At 31.1% G+C, this 16,052-nt stretch carries 12 protein-coding genes and 1 riboswitch; of the genes, 10 read left to right on the top strand and 2 right to left on the bottom strand.

Annotated elements, in window-relative coordinates; genetic code table 11:
* Positions 1-52: 52 nt before the first annotated feature.
* Both B5S50_RS12515 and B5S50_RS12520 read left to right on the top strand, forming a co-directional pair.
* Positions 53-262, top strand: a complete 210-nt coding sequence (locus B5S50_RS12515; protein WP_217301979.1) for a hypothetical protein — start codon at positions 53-55, stop codon at positions 260-262.
* A gap of 1 nt (position 263) precedes the next feature.
* The gene (locus tag B5S50_RS12520; RefSeq protein ID WP_217301980.1) at positions 264-440 is read left to right on the top strand and encodes a hypothetical protein; all 177 of its coding nucleotides are present in this window, start codon (positions 264-266) and stop codon (positions 438-440) included.
* Positions 441-633: 193 nt separating this feature from the next.
* Here B5S50_RS12520 and lexA read toward each other — a convergent pair whose 3' ends face one another.
* On the bottom strand, positions 634-1,245 hold the full coding sequence (gene lexA, locus B5S50_RS12525; RefSeq protein WP_217301981.1) for a transcriptional repressor LexA: 612 nt from the start codon (positions 1,243-1,245) through the stop codon (positions 634-636).
* Between the two features lie 562 nt (positions 1,246-1,807).
* Between lexA and raiA the strand changes: the two genes are divergently transcribed.
* From raiA to gdhA, 5 genes are all read left to right on the top strand, one after another.
* Positions 1,808-2,335, top strand: coding sequence for a ribosome-associated translation inhibitor RaiA (gene raiA, locus B5S50_RS12530; RefSeq protein ID WP_065078980.1), 528 nt, complete (start codon positions 1,808-1,810; stop codon positions 2,333-2,335).
* Between the two features lie 180 nt (positions 2,336-2,515).
* Positions 2,516-5,029: a preprotein translocase subunit SecA gene (secA, locus tag B5S50_RS12535; RefSeq protein WP_065078981.1), complete on the top strand. Its 2,514-nt coding sequence runs from the start codon at positions 2,516-2,518 to the stop codon at positions 5,027-5,029.
* A gap of 20 nt (positions 5,030-5,049) precedes the next feature.
* A protein-coding gene (prfB, locus tag B5S50_RS12540) for a peptide chain release factor 2 (RefSeq protein ID WP_217301982.1) occupies positions 5,050-6,157 on the top strand; the annotation gives its coding sequence in 2 pieces (ribosomal slippage) (positions 5,050-5,127 and positions 5,129-6,157; 1,107 coding nt in all).
* A gap of 80 nt (positions 6,158-6,237) precedes the next feature.
* Positions 6,238-7,476 (top strand): MFS transporter, encoded by a 1,239-nt coding sequence (locus tag B5S50_RS12545; RefSeq protein ID WP_065078982.1) that lies wholly within the window; start codon positions 6,238-6,240, stop codon positions 7,474-7,476.
* Between the two features lie 165 nt (positions 7,477-7,641).
* Positions 7,642-8,988: an NADP-specific glutamate dehydrogenase gene (gene gdhA / locus B5S50_RS12550; RefSeq protein ID WP_065078983.1), complete on the top strand. Its 1,347-nt coding sequence runs from the start codon at positions 7,642-7,644 to the stop codon at positions 8,986-8,988.
* 258 nt (positions 8,989-9,246) lie between these two features.
* Here gdhA and B5S50_RS12555 read toward each other — a convergent pair whose 3' ends face one another.
* Entirely contained in the window at positions 9,247-10,581 is a 1,335-nt protein-coding gene (locus B5S50_RS12555; RefSeq protein WP_065078984.1) for a M28 family metallopeptidase, read from the bottom strand.
* 163 nt (positions 10,582-10,744) lie between these two features.
* On the opposite strand from B5S50_RS12555, the gene B5S50_RS12560 reads away from it, so the two are divergent.
* The 3 genes from B5S50_RS12560 (at position 10,745) to B5S50_RS12570 (ending at position 16,038) form a co-directional block, all read left to right on the top strand.
* Positions 10,745-12,910, top strand: coding sequence for a Tex family protein (locus tag B5S50_RS12560; RefSeq protein ID WP_217301983.1), 2,166 nt, complete (start codon positions 10,745-10,747; stop codon positions 12,908-12,910).
* A 344-nt stretch (positions 12,911-13,254) separates the two neighbouring features.
* Positions 13,255-13,371: riboswitch (FMN riboswitch) on the top strand.
* Positions 13,372-13,458: 87 nt separating this feature from the next.
* On the top strand, positions 13,459-14,085 hold the full coding sequence (locus B5S50_RS12565) for an ECF transporter S component (RefSeq protein ID WP_065078986.1): 627 nt from the start codon (positions 13,459-13,461) through the stop codon (positions 14,083-14,085).
* Positions 14,086-14,193: 108 nt separating this feature from the next.
* Positions 14,194-16,038, top strand: coding sequence for a hypothetical protein (locus B5S50_RS12570; RefSeq protein ID WP_242872150.1), 1,845 nt, complete (start codon positions 14,194-14,196; stop codon positions 16,036-16,038).
* Positions 16,039-16,052: the final 14 nt, after the last annotated feature.

Here is a 16,052-nt window from a genome sequence, read left to right on the forward strand (position 1 = left end):
TATTATATAATATTACTAAGTAAAAATAAAGTAATATAAAAGGTGATATGATATGATAGAAAAGTTTTTGGTTATAGTTAATAAAGATTTTGATGATGAAGAAATATATTATTGTGGAGTTAATCAGATTTTAGCTTTTAAAAAATTCAAAGAGCTTCCTAATAATATTTACAAGCAAATTGTGAAAGCTAATGTAAAGATTATTGAAATTGCAGGGACTGAATTAATAGATAAATATGAAATAATTGAAAGGATTGCTTAGGATGGATAAGAAACCTCAAACAATAGCAAACCAAAAGTGGGAAAATAAAAACAGAGAATATGCAAGTTATTTAAAATCACGTTCTAGTGCTAGAAGCTTTATACGAAATAAGGCTACATTGGATGATTTGAATGAGTTAAAAGAATTAATAAAGATCAGAGAAGAATCGTTAAAATGAATTGTACTTTATGATATTGACAGATGTTAATGAATCTCTAAATTGATTTATAGTGTTTTAGAAATATTTTTAAGTTATCCACATAGAAAGCAAAAATAAATAAGTTTAGATGGTAGACTTATTTATTTTTACTCTGAAATAGAGAACATACTGTATTAAGTAAATTTAATTGATGATTACTAAAATGATATATTTAGTATGATCTATAATACCCTACAAGTTTACCTATTATTTTACAATCATCAACAATAAGAGATTTCATAGAAGAGTTCTCAGGTTGAAGCCTTATGTGACCATTTTCTTTGAAAAACCTTCTAATAATAGTGGTGCCAGTTGTTAATATTACAATTACTATATCTCCGTTTTCTACAGAGTTAGTTTTTTCAATTACGAAAAAATCACCATCTAATATGTTAATATCAATCATACTTTTATCCGTATTTTTTAATATAAAAAGCTTATTATGGTTTTCTACAAAGTCAGTGGGTAAAGGAAAAGAGCATTTTGCATTTTTTAGAGATGAAATGGAAGTAATATCTTTAATATTATTAATAACAGGTACATTTATTAGTTTTTTATCATTTAAAGGATCTTTTATAACTTCTATGGATCTAGCACTGTCAAAATTTCTTTTTATAAATCCACTTTTTTCTAATGCTTTCAAATGATTATATACAGTAGATGTAGAATTTAATCCTACAGACTTACAAATTTCTCTAATGGTAGGAGGGTATCCTTTAGAATTAATTTGATTTTTTATAAATTTATAGATTTCTTTTTGTTTAATACCTTTTGATGTTCTCATAAAATTATCCTCCATAAATTACTTATTATGAATTATATCATATTATGGAAAATATAACAAACTTATGTTCGTAAACTATAATAAATTTGCAAAAAGTAATATCAATGTTTCCTATAGTTCACTATAATTTTTAAATATTCCTACCTATTATATAGGATATTATAGTACAACAAAATTCCCGACCTATTCCCGACCTAATCAAAAAATGATATATAAAAAGTAAAATAACTTACGATTAAATAATACTAGTAAATTCAATACTTAGATATAATTAAGCCATAAATTAGATATATGATTGTTTCTAAAGGCGAGTGTGGGGGCAAAGACCAGGTCAGCTAACTTGCAAATTCACTAACTGTGCAATATAGCAGCCTTTTTTAAGGCTGCTATATTAATTTTAAAAGATTATTTATTATTAGTTTTTGCTATTAATAAAAAAGTAGTATAAATGTGTCATTAATAGCTATTGTAATTTATGATAAACAGTATTAAAATATAACTAACAAAACATAGATTAATCCTTTACATATGTTTAGGATTACAATAGGAAGGGGCTGGAAATATGAAAATAACTGTAAAAGGGAAAAATATCGTGGTAACTGATGCATTGAAAAATGCGGTGGAGAAGAAGCTATGTAAGCTAGAAAAATATTTCAACCCTGATGTAGTAGCACATGCTACATTAAGCGTACAAAAAACTAGACAAATAATTGAAGTCACTATTCCTTTTGGAGGAGTTATACTAAGAGGAGAAGAAGGAAACTCAGATATGTATGCTTCAATTGATTTAGTTGTGGATAAATTAGAGAGACAGATAAGAAAGCAAAAGACAAAGCTATTAAGAAGAAACAATTCAGAATCTTTAAGGTTCCAATGCATACCAGATGAGTCAGAAAAAGACAAACAAGAACAAAAAATAGTTAGAACTAAGAAATTTGCAATAAAACCAATGTCATCTGAAGAAGCAGTCCTTCAAATGGAACTTTTAGGTCATAGTTTCTTTGTATATCAGGACGCTGAAAATGGAGAAGTAAATGTAGTATATAAAAGACGGGATGGAAATTACGGATTAATAGAGCCTGAATTTTAAAAGTTAGATGCAATAAAGGGGGAGCATAAAGCTTCCTCTTTTTATGCTCTAAAAATAGGAAGCATATTATTAAACTAAAGTAAACTATTATTTAATAAGTTGAACACCTAATAATTAGATGATATAATTTATAAGGTGTATACTTTTGTAAACAAATTTAACATGGTGAGGATGAAAATAATGAAACTTTTTCAGAAAATATTCGGTTCATATAGTGAACGGGAAGTAAAAAGAGTTATCCCTATAGTAGATAAAATAGATAGTTTAGATTCAAAAATGCAGGGATTGACGAGTGGAGAACTTAGAGCAAAGACAGATGAATTTAAAGATAGACTTTCTAAGGGTGAATCTTTAGATGAAATATTACCTGAAGCTTTTGCTGTTGTTAGAGAGGTAGGATATAGAACTATAGGCTTAAAGCAATATAGGGAGCAGTTAATAGGTGGAGTAGTGCTCCATCAAGGAAGAATATCAGAGATGAAAACTGGTGAAGGTAAAACACTTGTTGCTACCGCACCTGCATATTTAAATGCACTTACAGGAAAAGGAGTTCATATAGTTACAGTAAATGACTATCTGGCAAAAAGGGATAGAGATACCATGGCACCTGTATATGAGGCACTAGGGCTTAAAGTAGGTGTAATACTACATGATTTGGATCAGTCCCAGAGACAGGAAGCATACAATTGTGATATAACTTATGGAACTAACAGTGAGTTCGGATTTGACTATTTAAGAGATAACATGGTTATTTACAAAGAAGAAAGAGTACAAAGAGGACTTAACTTTGTTATAGTAGATGAGGTTGACTCAATTTTAATTGATGAAGCAAGAACACCTCTTATTATTTCAGGCGAAGGAGAAAAGTCAACTGAATTTTACAATATTGCAGACAGTTTTGCAAAAACTTTACAAAAAGAGGATTATGAAGTAGACGAAAAGGCAAATTCGGTAATACTTACAGATACAGGTGTAAAAAAGGCTGAAAACTTCTTTCAATTGGCCAACTATGCGGATCCAGAGAATATGGAGATACAGCATTATGTAGTTCAATCTTTGAAAGCTAACTATATAATGAGAAGAGACAAAGATTACATGGTAAAAAATGGTGAAGTGCTCATTGTAGATGAATTTACAGGAAGAATGATGGAAGGCAGAAGATACAGCGATGGGTTACATCAAGCTATAGAAGCTAAGGAAAATGTAAAAGTAGAGAGAGAATCAAAGACACTTGCAACTATTACTTATCAGAATTATTTTAGAATGTTTAATAAATTATCAGGTATGACAGGTACTGCACTGACAGAGGAAAATGAATTTAGAGAAATATATGGACTTGATGTAATAGTAATACCTACCCATAAGCCTATAGCAAGAACAGATTACCCTGATGTAGTTTATAAAAGTGCAAAAGGAAAGTTTAAAGCTATAGCAGATGAAATATATGAAACCTATAAAAAAGGTCAGCCTGTACTTGTAGGTACAGTAAGTATAGAAAAATCTGAGTTACTTTCAGATATGTTAAAGAAAAGAGGAGTACCTCATCAAGTTTTAAATGCTAAGTTTCATGAAAAGGAAGCAGAAATAATTTCTCATGCAGGAGAAAAGGGAACAATTACTATAGCAACTAATATGGCAGGTCGTGGTACTGATATAAAGCTTGGAAAAGGTGTGGTTGCTCTTGGCGGACTTAAAATAATAGGAACTGAAAGACATGAATCAAGAAGAATTGATAACCAGCTTAGAGGACGTTCAGGGCGTCAAGGAGATCCTGGTACATCAAGATTTTACGTATCACTAGAAGATGATCTGATGAGAATATTTGGTTCAGATAGACTTCAGGGAATAGTTGAAAAATTAGGTCTCAAAGAAGATGAGGCCATAGAAAGTAGAATGGTTACAAATGCTATAGAAGGTGCACAGAAAAAAGTAGAAGGAAATAACTTTGATATAAGAAAAACTTTACTTCAATATGATGATGTAATAAATAAGCAGAGGGAAATTATATATAGACAGAGGTCTCAGGTACTTGAGGGAGAAGATCTTAGAGATTACATGATTGATATGATAAAAAGCTTAGTAACCTCTGTTGTAGATTCTCATATATCTGGTATAGAAGAAGATTTTGAAGATGAAGTAGAAAAGCTAATAAAATATATGGAAGAAGTTTATGTACAAAAAGATTCCGTAAAGAAAGAGGATATTATAAATCTTTCCAATGAGGAAATTAAGCAGAAATATATAGATATAGGCCAAAAAATTTATGAAGAAAAAGAAGAAGAGTGTACTCCAGAGCAGATGAGAGAAATTGAGAGAGTTATCTTACTTAGGGTTGTTGATACAAAGTGGATGGATCATATAGACGATATGGAGCACTTAAAGAGAGCTATTGGACTTAGAGCCTACAGACAGCAGGAACCAGCTCAAGCATATCAGTTTGAAGGCAGCGAAATGTTTGAGGAAATGATATATAATATTAAATTGGATACTGTTAAATATCTTCTTCATGTACAAATTGAAAAAGCACCTGAGAGAGAAAGGGTAGCTAAGAATGTAATTACTAATCAAGGTGAAGAAACTGCAATGAAGAAAAAACCTATAAAGAAAGAAAAAACTGTAGGAAGAAATGATCCTTGTCCTTGTGGCAGTGGTAAAAAGTATAAAAATTGTTGTGGAAGACTTGCAAATAACTAAGATGATATTGAGGTGGTCGTATGATAATTGATTTGGAAGAATCCCTATCAAAATTGAGCATATTAAAAAAAGCATTAAATAAAATAAAGGAGTCTCTTTGACCTAGGTAACTATAAGAATAGGATAGAAGAGCTGCAGATGAAAATGCAGGAGCCTAATTTCTGGAATAACTTGGAAAAGGCACAGGAAGTAACTTCTGAGGAAAAATTTTTAAATGAAAAGCTGGATATGTATAATAAGTTGGAGAGTAGAATAAATGATGCAGAAATTCTAGCTCATATTGCGGAAGAAGAGGAAGATATGTCTGGCTGCAAAGATATATTGTCTGAAGTGGAAGATATCGAAAATATAATTGATAAACTTAAAATAGAAATACTTTTATCAGGAGAATATGATAAAAACAATGCGATATTGAATTTACATGTAGGAGTAGGTGGCACAGATGCCCAGGACTGGACGGAGATGCTTTTGAGGATGTATACTAGATGGGCAGAAAAGTCTGGATATAAAGTTGAGACTTTAGATATTCTTCCTGCAGATGATGCTGGAATAAAAAGTGTATCATTAAGGATAATAGGGGAATTTGCTTATGGATATTTGAAAGCCGAAAAGGGTATCCATAGATTGGTTAGAATATCACCTTTCAATGCTAATGGGAAAAGACAGACTTCTTTTGCATCTGTAGAGGTTTTACCGGAACTTACCAAAAACCAAGATATAGACATAAGGCCAGAAGATTTAAGGGTAGATACCTATAGGTCTTCTGGTGCAGGTGGACAGCATGTAAACAAAACGGAATCTGCAGTTAGGATAACTCATATACCTACAGGTATAGTTGTACAGTGCCAGAATGAAAGAAGTCAGCATTATAATAGAGAAACCGCAATGCTCATGTTAAAGTCAAAACTTGTGGAACTTAAAGAAAGAGCACATAAGGAAAAGATAGAAGATCTTGCAGGAGAACTTAAGGACATGGGATGGGGAAGCCAGATAAGATCCTATGTATTTCATCCCTATACTCTTGTAAAAGATCATAGAACTGGAGTAGAGAATGGAAATGTGTCTTCAGTAATGGATGGAGAAATTGATAATTTTATATTAGCTTATTTAAGACAGCAGGCAAAGTAAATAAAGTGCTATCAGGCGTATAATCTGATAGCATTTATTTTGCATCTATTTTTAACTCGTAATTGAAAGAAGGATTTAGCATGAGTTTCAAAAGTACAGTGGGGGATGTTTTTTCATCCCTAAAACATAGAGATTTTAGATATTTTTTGTCAGGACAGCTTTTGTCACTAATGGGAACTATGATTCAAAATACAGCGCTCAGTTGGTATGTGTATAAGATAACTAATTCTCCTTTTCTTCTTGGACTTATATCAGTATTTCAATATGCACCAGTACTTTTGATTACGCTTATTGCAGGTGTTATAGCAGAAAGATATCCCAAAAGAAAAATTATTTTAATGACTCAGTTTTCTTATATGATACAGTCCTTTATATTGACTTTCGTTATTTATATTGGATATAGTAAGTATTGGATATTAGCTATATTAGCTGTTATTAATGGGATTATAACAAGTTTGGACATGCCTACAAGGCAGTCTTTCTTTATTGAACTTGTAGGAAAAAGGGATCTTCCAAATGCTATATCTTTAAATTCAACTGTTTTTAATATATCACGTATAGTTGGACCTGCATTTGCAGGAATAATAATGAATAAAGTAGGGGTATTTCAGTGTTTTCTTATCAATACAATTAGTTTTATACCTGTTATCTATGGTGTATTTCAAATAAAGGCTAAAGGTAACCCAACATTAAAATCTAAAAACTTCAATTTAATTCAGGACTTAAAAGGTGGAATTATGTATACTATAAATAAGAAAATACTCCTATCTGTAATGTTTATGATGGCTATAGTATGCACTTTTGCATTTAATAGCAATGTAATTATACCTGTATTTGCAAAGCAAGTCATGAATGGTGGAGCAAAGGAGTATAGTATTTTTTTAAGTCTTTCAGGTGCAGGATCATTTTTAGGAGCTATTTTTATGGCAGGAATAGGCAGAGGACTTAGAAGTAAGCATTTCCTCATTATAAATTCATTTATATTGGCTATTTTACAAATAGTAACTTTATTTACAAGTAGTTATTTATTAGTAGGGATGCTGTTTGTATGTATAGGATTCTTCGGGCTTACTTTTTTAAATAAAGCAAATGCTACACTGCAGTTTAATACAGAAGATGAATATAGGGGGAGGGTAATGAGTATATATGCCCTTTTAAATATTGGAAGCACTCCTTTTGGTAGTGCTTTCGTGGGTGCAGTTATGGAAAAATTCGGTGGTAAATTTGGATTCTTTAGCTGTGGATTAATCATGTTTCTATTTACGGTTATCACTGTATTTTTTGTTAAATTAAAGAACAGAAATTTTAAATATAATTAATTATATTACATATATTGGACAATATAGATATGGATGAATAGTAATTCAAATTTGTGCAAAATTTCTATAAGATGATAGAATATGCTTTTAAATTATGTTAATTTTGGTATAATTATAAGTAAAATAGTAAAGATAACTACAATTATTTTATGAAGGAGTAATAATATGAATGGCAAAGAGTATGTTCAGAAAGTTTTAAGTACTGTACAAAAAAGAAATTCAGGTGAAAAAGAGTTTCTTGATGCGGTAAAAGAAGTTTTAGCTTCTTTAGTACCGGTATTTGATAGAAGACCTGATTTTATTAAAGCAGGATTACTTGAAAGATTAACTGAACCAGAAAGAGCTATAAGTTTTAGAGTTCCATGGGTTGATGACAATGGAGAGGTTCAAGTAAACAGAGGTTTTAGAATTCAATTTAATTCGGCTATAGGACCGTATAAGGGTGGGTTAAGATTTCATCCATCTGTAAATCAAAGTATTGTAAAATTTTTAGGATTTGAGCAAATATTTAAGAATTCCTTAACAGGGTTACCTATAGGAGGAGCAAAAGGCGGTTCAGATTTTGATCCAAAAGGCAAATCTGATAACGAAGTTATGAGGTTTTGCCAAGCTTTTATGTCTGAGCTGTACAAATACATAGGTTCTAATAGAGATGTACCTGCAGGAGATATAGGTGTTGGTGGAAGAGAAATTGGATATCTATATGGCTATTATAATAAACTTAAAAGTGTAAGTGAACAGGGTACTTTGACAGGTAAGGGACTGACTTATGGAGGAAGCCTTGCCAGAACAGAAGCAACTGGATATGGATTAGTTTATTTTACTGAAGAAATGCTAAAAGATCATAATTTGAGTTTCAAAGATAAAAAAGTAGTAGTTTCAGGTTCGGGAAATGTGGCTATTTATGCTATTGAAAAAGCAACTGAACTTGGAGCTAAAGTTATTACTTGTTCTGATTCTAATGGATATATTTTAGATGAAAATGGAATTAATCTAGATGTAGTAAAAGAAATTAAAGAAGTTAGAAGGGGAAGAATAAAAGAATATCTAAAAAGTGTGCCTACTGCTAAGTATGTACCAGATTTTAGAGAAATTTGGAATGTTAAGTGTGACATAGCTCTTCCTTGTGCAACTCAAGGTGAAATAAATGAAAAATCGGCTAAAGCTCTTGTAGAAAATGGTATTATAGCTGTATCAGAAGGAGCAAATATGCCTTCAACTTTAGATGCAATAAATGTATTTTTAAGTAATAAGATTCTTTTTGGACCTGCTAAGGCAGCTAATGCAGGAGGAGTTGCATGTTCTGCCATTGAAATGTCTCAAAATAGTATAAGGTATTCATGGACATTTGAAGAAGTAAATAATAAGATTAAAAATATAATGATTAATATTTATAATAATTCTAAAAATGCAGCAAAAGAATATGGAAATGAAGGAAATATAGTTGTAGGAGCCAATATTGCTGGATTTTTAAAAGTTGCTGAGGCTATGATGGCTCAGGGTATAATTTAAGTTTACAGAGAAACTTTGAGATGTTTTACTAATTAATTAGTGTGTCAGTCATTTTAACATGTATATATGTTTTTAAATAGTTGACAATTCATAGTGGAAAATTGAAGGTTATGGAGGATTTTTTTAAGAAAAATCCTCCTTCAACTGTCTATTGTCAATTATCAACTTTTAAGCAGATTTATTTATAAAGTTGCTATTTCAACAGCTTCTTAGTTGAAATTATCTAGTTAAATATTTTGATAAGTTTAAGTAAAAAAGTTAAAATTGATGCAAATATAAACTAACCATTATAAGTATTCCACAAAACGATATGGCAAATAAGTACTTATAGTATAAAATAAAAGGATTATTATTGAAAGCATAGCTGTCAATTTCTTTTGAGACTACATTAAAGCACCTATCTATGGATTTTGTATTTATATATTGAGATTTATCCATAGGTGTGTGTATTTTTGATGTGTCTGCATCTGATAAAGTTAGAGCGTCTATGTTATAAACTCTAAAATATTGATGATCACTGGAATTTTCAAAAGCATATTTAAAGTTTATCTTGCTATTAGTACATAATTGTGCTATTTCTTTTACAAAAGGTGAATTTTTTGAATCCCATTTTCCTGACATTATGGAAAGTGGAACATTTTTATCACTGCCTAACATGTCAAAATTTATAACTTTTCCTCCTTTTAGGATATCTTTATATTGCTGTGCAAAATTTTTTGACCCTAGGCAGCCAAATTCTTCTGCATTAAAAGCTGCAATTACTATATTTCTCTCTGGTTTTCCAAGAGAATTTATATATTTTATAAGACCAAGTAAAAAAGAAGTACCAGAAGCATTGTCTAGGGCACCGCTATATACTGTGCCAGAAAGGTCAGAACCAAGGTGGTCAAAATGGGCAGATAGAACAAGGGGTGGTAGAGCAGGATTTTTACCTTTTATGTATCCTATTACGTTGTAAGCAGAAGTTAATTTATTATGAAAAGGTATGAAACAGCTTATTTCACAACCTGAATTTAAATAATTTTTTATTTCTTTGGCAGTTTGTTCTTTTATCATAATGTACATACTTCCCCGAGAATTTGAAATAAAGGAACTTCTAAAATCTAAGTTATCATTTTTGGGAGTATAAAATAAAAAATATTGGTTTGATGTCTGCACTTGAAAGCTGTTTTTGGGTAGTGAAATAATATTATCTTTTTTAAAAGATACACTGCTATTTTTAAAGTTTAGCATATCTTCTTTATAATCTGCAGCATACTTATACTGTTTTACTATAAAGCCATTTTTATCATTTACTATGAGATATGGGGCGGCATCTATTTTTTCGGGGTAAATTACATTAAAGGATTGTAGGTAATCCTTATTGTAAGGATTTAAATTTTCTGCTTTAAAATAATGTTTTATAAAATCTGCTGTTTCGTAATTTTCCAAAGTTCCAGTAAGCCTTCCTTTAAAATTATCTGAGGATAAATAGGAAATAGTATTTTTAACTTTTGAAGAATTTAATGGATGTACAAAATAATAATATTGAAAACTCAATGAACAAATAATACAAAATATAGTTAATAGCAGCATAAAGATAAATTTTTTCATTAATAATAACCTCTAAAATAATGTGTTTCTAAATATATATTAATTTGCCAAAGTGTATATAACTGTTGTAATATATTTTTAGCTGATTTATACTTTTTCAGTATGTTTAATCCTTCTTTTAGCTTAGAGATTTATGATAAATAAAATTAACCAGGAGGTAAAAATGGATAATATAATAGATACATTAGCTGAAGAGCTTAGTGTAAATAAAAAATATATAAATAGTGTAATTGAACTTTTAGATTCAGGTAATACAGTACCTTTTATAGCCAGATATAGAAAAGAGCTTACAGGGAGCATGAGTGATGTAACTTTAAGAAAACTGGCAGAAAGGCTTACATATCTTAGAAATCTTAAATCTAGAAAAGAAGACGTAATAAGGATAATAGAAGAGCAGGGAAAACTTACGGAAGAATTAAAGAATTCTATAGAGCACAGCAGCACTTTAACAGAAGTAGAAGACATATATAGACCATATAAACCAAAGAAGAGAACCAGAGCAACTATTGCACAGGAAAAGGGACTTAAGCCTATCTCAGAAGTCATTTTAGCTGGGAACTTTCAAGATGATATAGAAAAGTATGCAGAAAAATTTATAAATGAGGAAAAGGGCGTTGAGTCTTCAGAAGATGCACTATCAGGTGCAGTTGACATAATAAGTGAAGTTATTTCTGATGAAGCAAAGTATAGAAAATGGATAAGAAAATTTGTTTGGGAAAATGGAATAATTGAAACGAAGGGTGAGAGCAAAGAACCAACTCCTTATGAAATGTACTATGATTATAGAGAAGCAGTTAAGTTTATTCCACCTCATAGAATACTAGCTATAAATAGAGGGGAAAAGGAAAAAGTTTTATCTGTAAAGATAAGTTGTGATATGGAGAATATAGAAATTTACTTAAAAAATCAATCTCTTAAAGGAAATAATATAACAGATACTTATATAGAAAAAAGTGTAGAGGATTCGTTAAAGAGACTAATTTACCCGTCTATTGAAAGAGAAATAAGATCACAACTTACAGATATGGGAGAAGAAGGTGCTATAAAAATATTTAAAGCCAATTTGAAGGCACTTTTGATGCAATCACCTATAAAGGGAAAAAATGTACTTGGCTATGACCCTGGTTTTAGAAATGGATGTAAAATTGCAGTATTGGACGATACAGGTAAATTATTAGATACCGCAATAGTATATGCTACTGCACCTCAAAATGATGTGGAAGGATCTATAAAGAAACTAAAAGAGCTAGTATATAAATACGATGTAAATGTTGTATCCCTTGGAAACGGAACTGCTAGCAGGGAATCTGAAGAACTGATTGGAAAACTTATAAAAGAAGTTAAAGAAGAGAAAGGAAAAGACCTGTATTATGTAATTGTATCTGAAGCAGGAGCCTCAATTTATTCTGCATCAGAACTTGCAGCAAAGGAATACCCAGATATAAATGTATCTTTGAGGGGAGCTATATCTATAGGCAGGAGACTTCAAGATCCTTTAGCAGAGCTTGTTAAAATAGACCCTAAATCCATAGGGGTAGGACAGTACCAGCATGATGTTGCACCAAAGAAATTGGATGAATCTTTAAAGGGAATTGTAGAAGATTGTGTAAATAGTGTAGGTGTAGATCTAAATATAGCAACGCCTTCTCTTCTATCATATATATCTGGAATAAATACTGCTATAGCATCAAACATTGTAGCTTATAGAGAAGAAAATGGTAAATTTAAAAACAGAAAAGAGCTTTTAAAGGTTAAAAGATTGGGAGCCAAGGCTTTTGAACAGTGTGCAGGATTTCTAAGGGTAATGGAAAGCGGTGAGCCCCTTGACAATACTTCTGTTCATCCTGAATCTTATGATGCAGCAAAAGGGCTTTTGGAAACCATTGGATATAATATGGAAGATTTAAAAAATGGAGAACTTTCAGGTATAGATAATAGAGTTGATAAAATAGGCATAGATGTTCTTTCAAAAAAGCTTAATGTAGGTGAGCCAACTCTGAAAGATATAATAAAAGAGATAAAAAAGCCGGGAAGAGACCCAAGGGAAGAACTTCCCAAACCTATACTTAAGACTGGAATAATAGACATTAATCAATTAAAACCGGGAATGGTACTTACAGGTACAGTTAGAAATGTAGCAGATTTTGGAGCTTTTGTAGATATTGGAGTTCATCAGGATGGACTTATTCATATAAGTCAGTTGTCAGATAAATTTGTGAAGCATCCACTTGATATAGTTCAGGTAGGAGATATAGTTCAGGTAACTGTACTTGAAGTAGATGAAAAGAGAAAGAGAATATCACTTAGTATGAAATCAAGTGATTCTTAGGTTCAGGTGGAGTTTGCTTATAAGGAATACCTTTTCTCCATCTGAACCTTATTAACAGTATGCTTAGTGTCTTTAGCACTTAGAATACGTTATCCTTTAGGGGAAGAGCTTATCCAGGCGCGTAGCAGTGCTTATACCTCACTTTGAAGAAAAGCAGATATCCCAAATCTTTGATTTGGTGATAGTTGCTTTCGCTGCGTGCGATGGGGGTGTTAGCAATGGTAGCGATCGGACAAAGAGAGGCTATAGGACTATTGGATCAGGTAATCATTGGATAAAAGTTATTTTAAGAATATGTTGAAATGTGCTGGTAAAAGTATTATAATAAATTTGAAAATTTAAAATATAATCTTCAGGGCGGGGTGTAATTCCCCACCGGCGGTATAGCCCGCGAGCCATAATTGGTATGATTCGGTGAGATTCCGAGGCCGACAGTAGAGTCTGGATGAAAGAAGGTAAAATGCAGCGTTTATTAGCCCTGATATTTTATCAGGGCTTTTTTACTTACCTTAGAAGGTTATACACAATATTTTAGGGGGATGTTAGATATGAGAGGCAATAAGTTAAACAGACTAGTAAAGATATCATTGTTAGGTGTAATTGGATTTTTACTTATGTTCATAGAAGTTGTAATTCCTGTGTTCCCATCGTTTTTGCAGATTGATATAAGTGACTTACCGGCTTTAATAGGTACTTTTGCACTTGGACCTGGAGCTGGAGTTGCCATAGAGCTTTTAAAGAATATACTTCATGGAATATTTGATGGGAAAACAGCATTTATAGGAGAGTTTGCAAATTTTGCAGTGGGTTCAGTTTTAGTGTTTACAGCAGGATATTTATATAACAGACATAAAACTAAAAAGACAGCAGCAATTAGTCTTGGGGCGGCAACTATTGCTATGTCAGTATCTGCTGCAGTGTTAAATTACTTTGTATTACTTCCACTTTATGAAAAAGTACTTAATTTCCCTATAAGCGCAATGGTAGCAGCAGCAGGAAAAGTAAATGGAAGTATAACAGATATAAATACCTTGATATTATTTGCTATTGTACCTTTTAATTTATTAAAAGGAGTATTACTTACAGCACTTACACTAGTTTTGTATAAGAGTGTATCACCGGTATTGAAACAAGAGCAGAGTAAAAGTAGAGGTTTGGCAGAACATAATAATTAAAAGAAAATCTGGGTTTATCCCAGATTTTTTTATTTTATCTTTATGAAAAAACATTTTTGTACGATAATTTATACATAACTTAAAAAGAGAATAAATTTATAAAGGGTGATGAATTTGCCAGGTATATGGAATATAAACAGTAGTTATAATGTAGATAACAAGCGTATATCTACTAAATTATCTTTTGAAGTAGGTGAAAGATTTTCTGCTAGGATTTTAGATCTAAAAAAGTCTACAGGAGAAATACTTTTAAAACTTTTAGATGGATGGCAATTTTCTGCAGAGATAGAAAACCCAGTAGATTTTTTGCCAAATAAGCTTGTAAGATTAGAAGTACAAGGGTTCGAAAATGGAAAGCTTAAATTAAAAATTGTGAACTCACAAGATGGAGAACAAAGCGGAGGCAAAGATTCTATAGATAGTTTTATTAGAGAGTCCGGTGATCTTAATTTAAGCAGTGATGACTACCAGCTTGTAAAAAGCATGCTTAAGCACGGAATACCACTTACCAAAAGCAATATTTCTAATATAAAAACTACCCTGGATTTTATAGACAAAATAAAAAATGATCCTAATGAAGAGAATGAGTTTATAGATAAATATTTAGATAGTAGAGGCATATCCCCTGAAAGCACAGAAGGTAAATTTACCACCAGTACATTAAAAAATTTTTTTACTCAACTAAAACAGATAAGTGGTGATGATTTGCTTACTTTCCTGGAAAACAATATGGAACTAAGTGAAGATAATATAAAAAGTTTTAACAATGTATTCAAAAAAGACGGCACAATATATAATGAAATAAAGTTCTTGGGAGAAACTCTATCTGGACAGAATTCCACTAATGTACAAACCCCAAACCAAGTTGAAGGTACAAAAGACAATCTAAAAGTTATTTCTGAAAAAGCCCAAGCTGAAGTATATAGAAGTGAAGATAGTGACAGTAAAGCAATAAATATACCGACTAAGGAGAATACTGCTTCTACACAGAATGAAAAAGGCACTGTTAGTAGAACAGGTATAGAAAAGGCTGGTTTAGAAAATAAAACTGTTTTAAATAGTGAGGGATTGGATGTAAGTAAGTTAAATGAGATTTTAAATAAAATCAAAAATTCAGTAGGTGAAGAAAAAACTCAATCCCTAAATATAAAACAACCATCTAACGTAAAAGAGGATATTTCCTCTAAAGGCATGGAGAAGCAGACAAGTATAGATAAAGATATTTCTCCTAAAAATATAGAACAAAAAACAGGTACAGATAAAGGCATTTCTTCCAAGGGTATAGAGAATTCGGAACAAAAAGATATTTCAAATACGGCTTTAAAGTTTTTTGAAAAGGAAGGTAGTAAGGTTGAAAGTCCTCATCATAATAATTTTACAAAGCAAAATGGTATGGATGACATTGTAAGCCAGATAAAAGAACAGATAAACATAAAGACCAGTGAGATGAAGGATATTATAAGAACAGTTTTAGATCAAAAAGGAGATGCCAAAAATCAACTTAGTGGAAATATTGCACAAGTGCTTAACAATAACATGAATGATTTTAAGGTATTTAATACTGTCTCTAATTCATACTATTATATGGATGTCCCTATAAATTTAAATCAACAAGATTATCAATGTAAACTGATGATTAAGGATGAGAGGAAAAAAGGGAAAAAAATAGATTCTACTAATGTAAAAATAGTAACTTCTGTAAGTACTGAAAATATGGGTACAGTAGATGCATATTTAAGCGTTAAAAATCGTAACATGGATATAGATATCAAATGTAATAAGGAATGGCTTAATTTATTCAAGAAAACTGAAAAAAGGGTACTGGAGAGCTTATCTGATATAGGTTATAATGTATATGTTAGATTTGATGAAAAGAAAGAAGAGATGAACATATCAACTTGTAGAGAGTTTTTTCAGGATAGTGATATAGGTGTTATAAATACAAAGGCATAACTTTAGGCATTTTT

This window comes from Clostridium sp. 001 (assembly GCF_019056555.1).
Classification (GTDB): domain Bacteria; phylum Bacillota; class Clostridia; order Clostridiales; family Clostridiaceae; genus Clostridium_B; species Clostridium_B ragsdalei.

What these genes read in the sequence shown, in the direction of transcription:
- B5S50_RS12545 (WP_065078982.1), top strand. Translation starts at nt 6,238, where the DNA reads ATGAGTTTCAAAAGTACAGTGGGGGATGTTTTTTCATCCCTAAAACAT.
- B5S50_RS12555 (WP_065078984.1), bottom strand. Translation starts at nt 10,581, where the DNA reads ATGAAAAAATTTATCTTTATGCTGCTATTAACTATATTTTGTATTATT.
- B5S50_RS12520 (WP_217301980.1), top strand. Translation starts at nt 264, where the DNA reads ATGGATAAGAAACCTCAAACAATAGCAAACCAAAAGTGGGAAAATAAA.
- B5S50_RS12560 (WP_217301983.1), top strand. Translation starts at nt 10,745, where the DNA reads ATGGATAATATAATAGATACATTAGCTGAAGAGCTTAGTGTAAATAAA.
- gdhA (WP_065078983.1), top strand. Translation starts at nt 7,642, where the DNA reads ATGAATGGCAAAGAGTATGTTCAGAAAGTTTTAAGTACTGTACAAAAA.
- B5S50_RS12565 (WP_065078986.1), top strand. Translation starts at nt 13,459, where the DNA reads ATGAGAGGCAATAAGTTAAACAGACTAGTAAAGATATCATTGTTAGGT.
- B5S50_RS12515 (WP_217301979.1), top strand. Translation starts at nt 53, where the DNA reads ATGATAGAAAAGTTTTTGGTTATAGTTAATAAAGATTTTGATGATGAA.
- lexA (WP_217301981.1), bottom strand. Translation starts at nt 1,245, where the DNA reads ATGAGAACATCAAAAGGTATTAAACAAAAAGAAATCTATAAATTTATA.
- raiA (WP_065078980.1), top strand. Translation starts at nt 1,808, where the DNA reads ATGAAAATAACTGTAAAAGGGAAAAATATCGTGGTAACTGATGCATTG.
- B5S50_RS12570 (WP_242872150.1), top strand. Translation starts at nt 14,194, where the DNA reads ATGAATTTGCCAGGTATATGGAATATAAACAGTAGTTATAATGTAGAT.
- secA (WP_065078981.1), top strand. Translation starts at nt 2,516, where the DNA reads ATGAAACTTTTTCAGAAAATATTCGGTTCATATAGTGAACGGGAAGTA.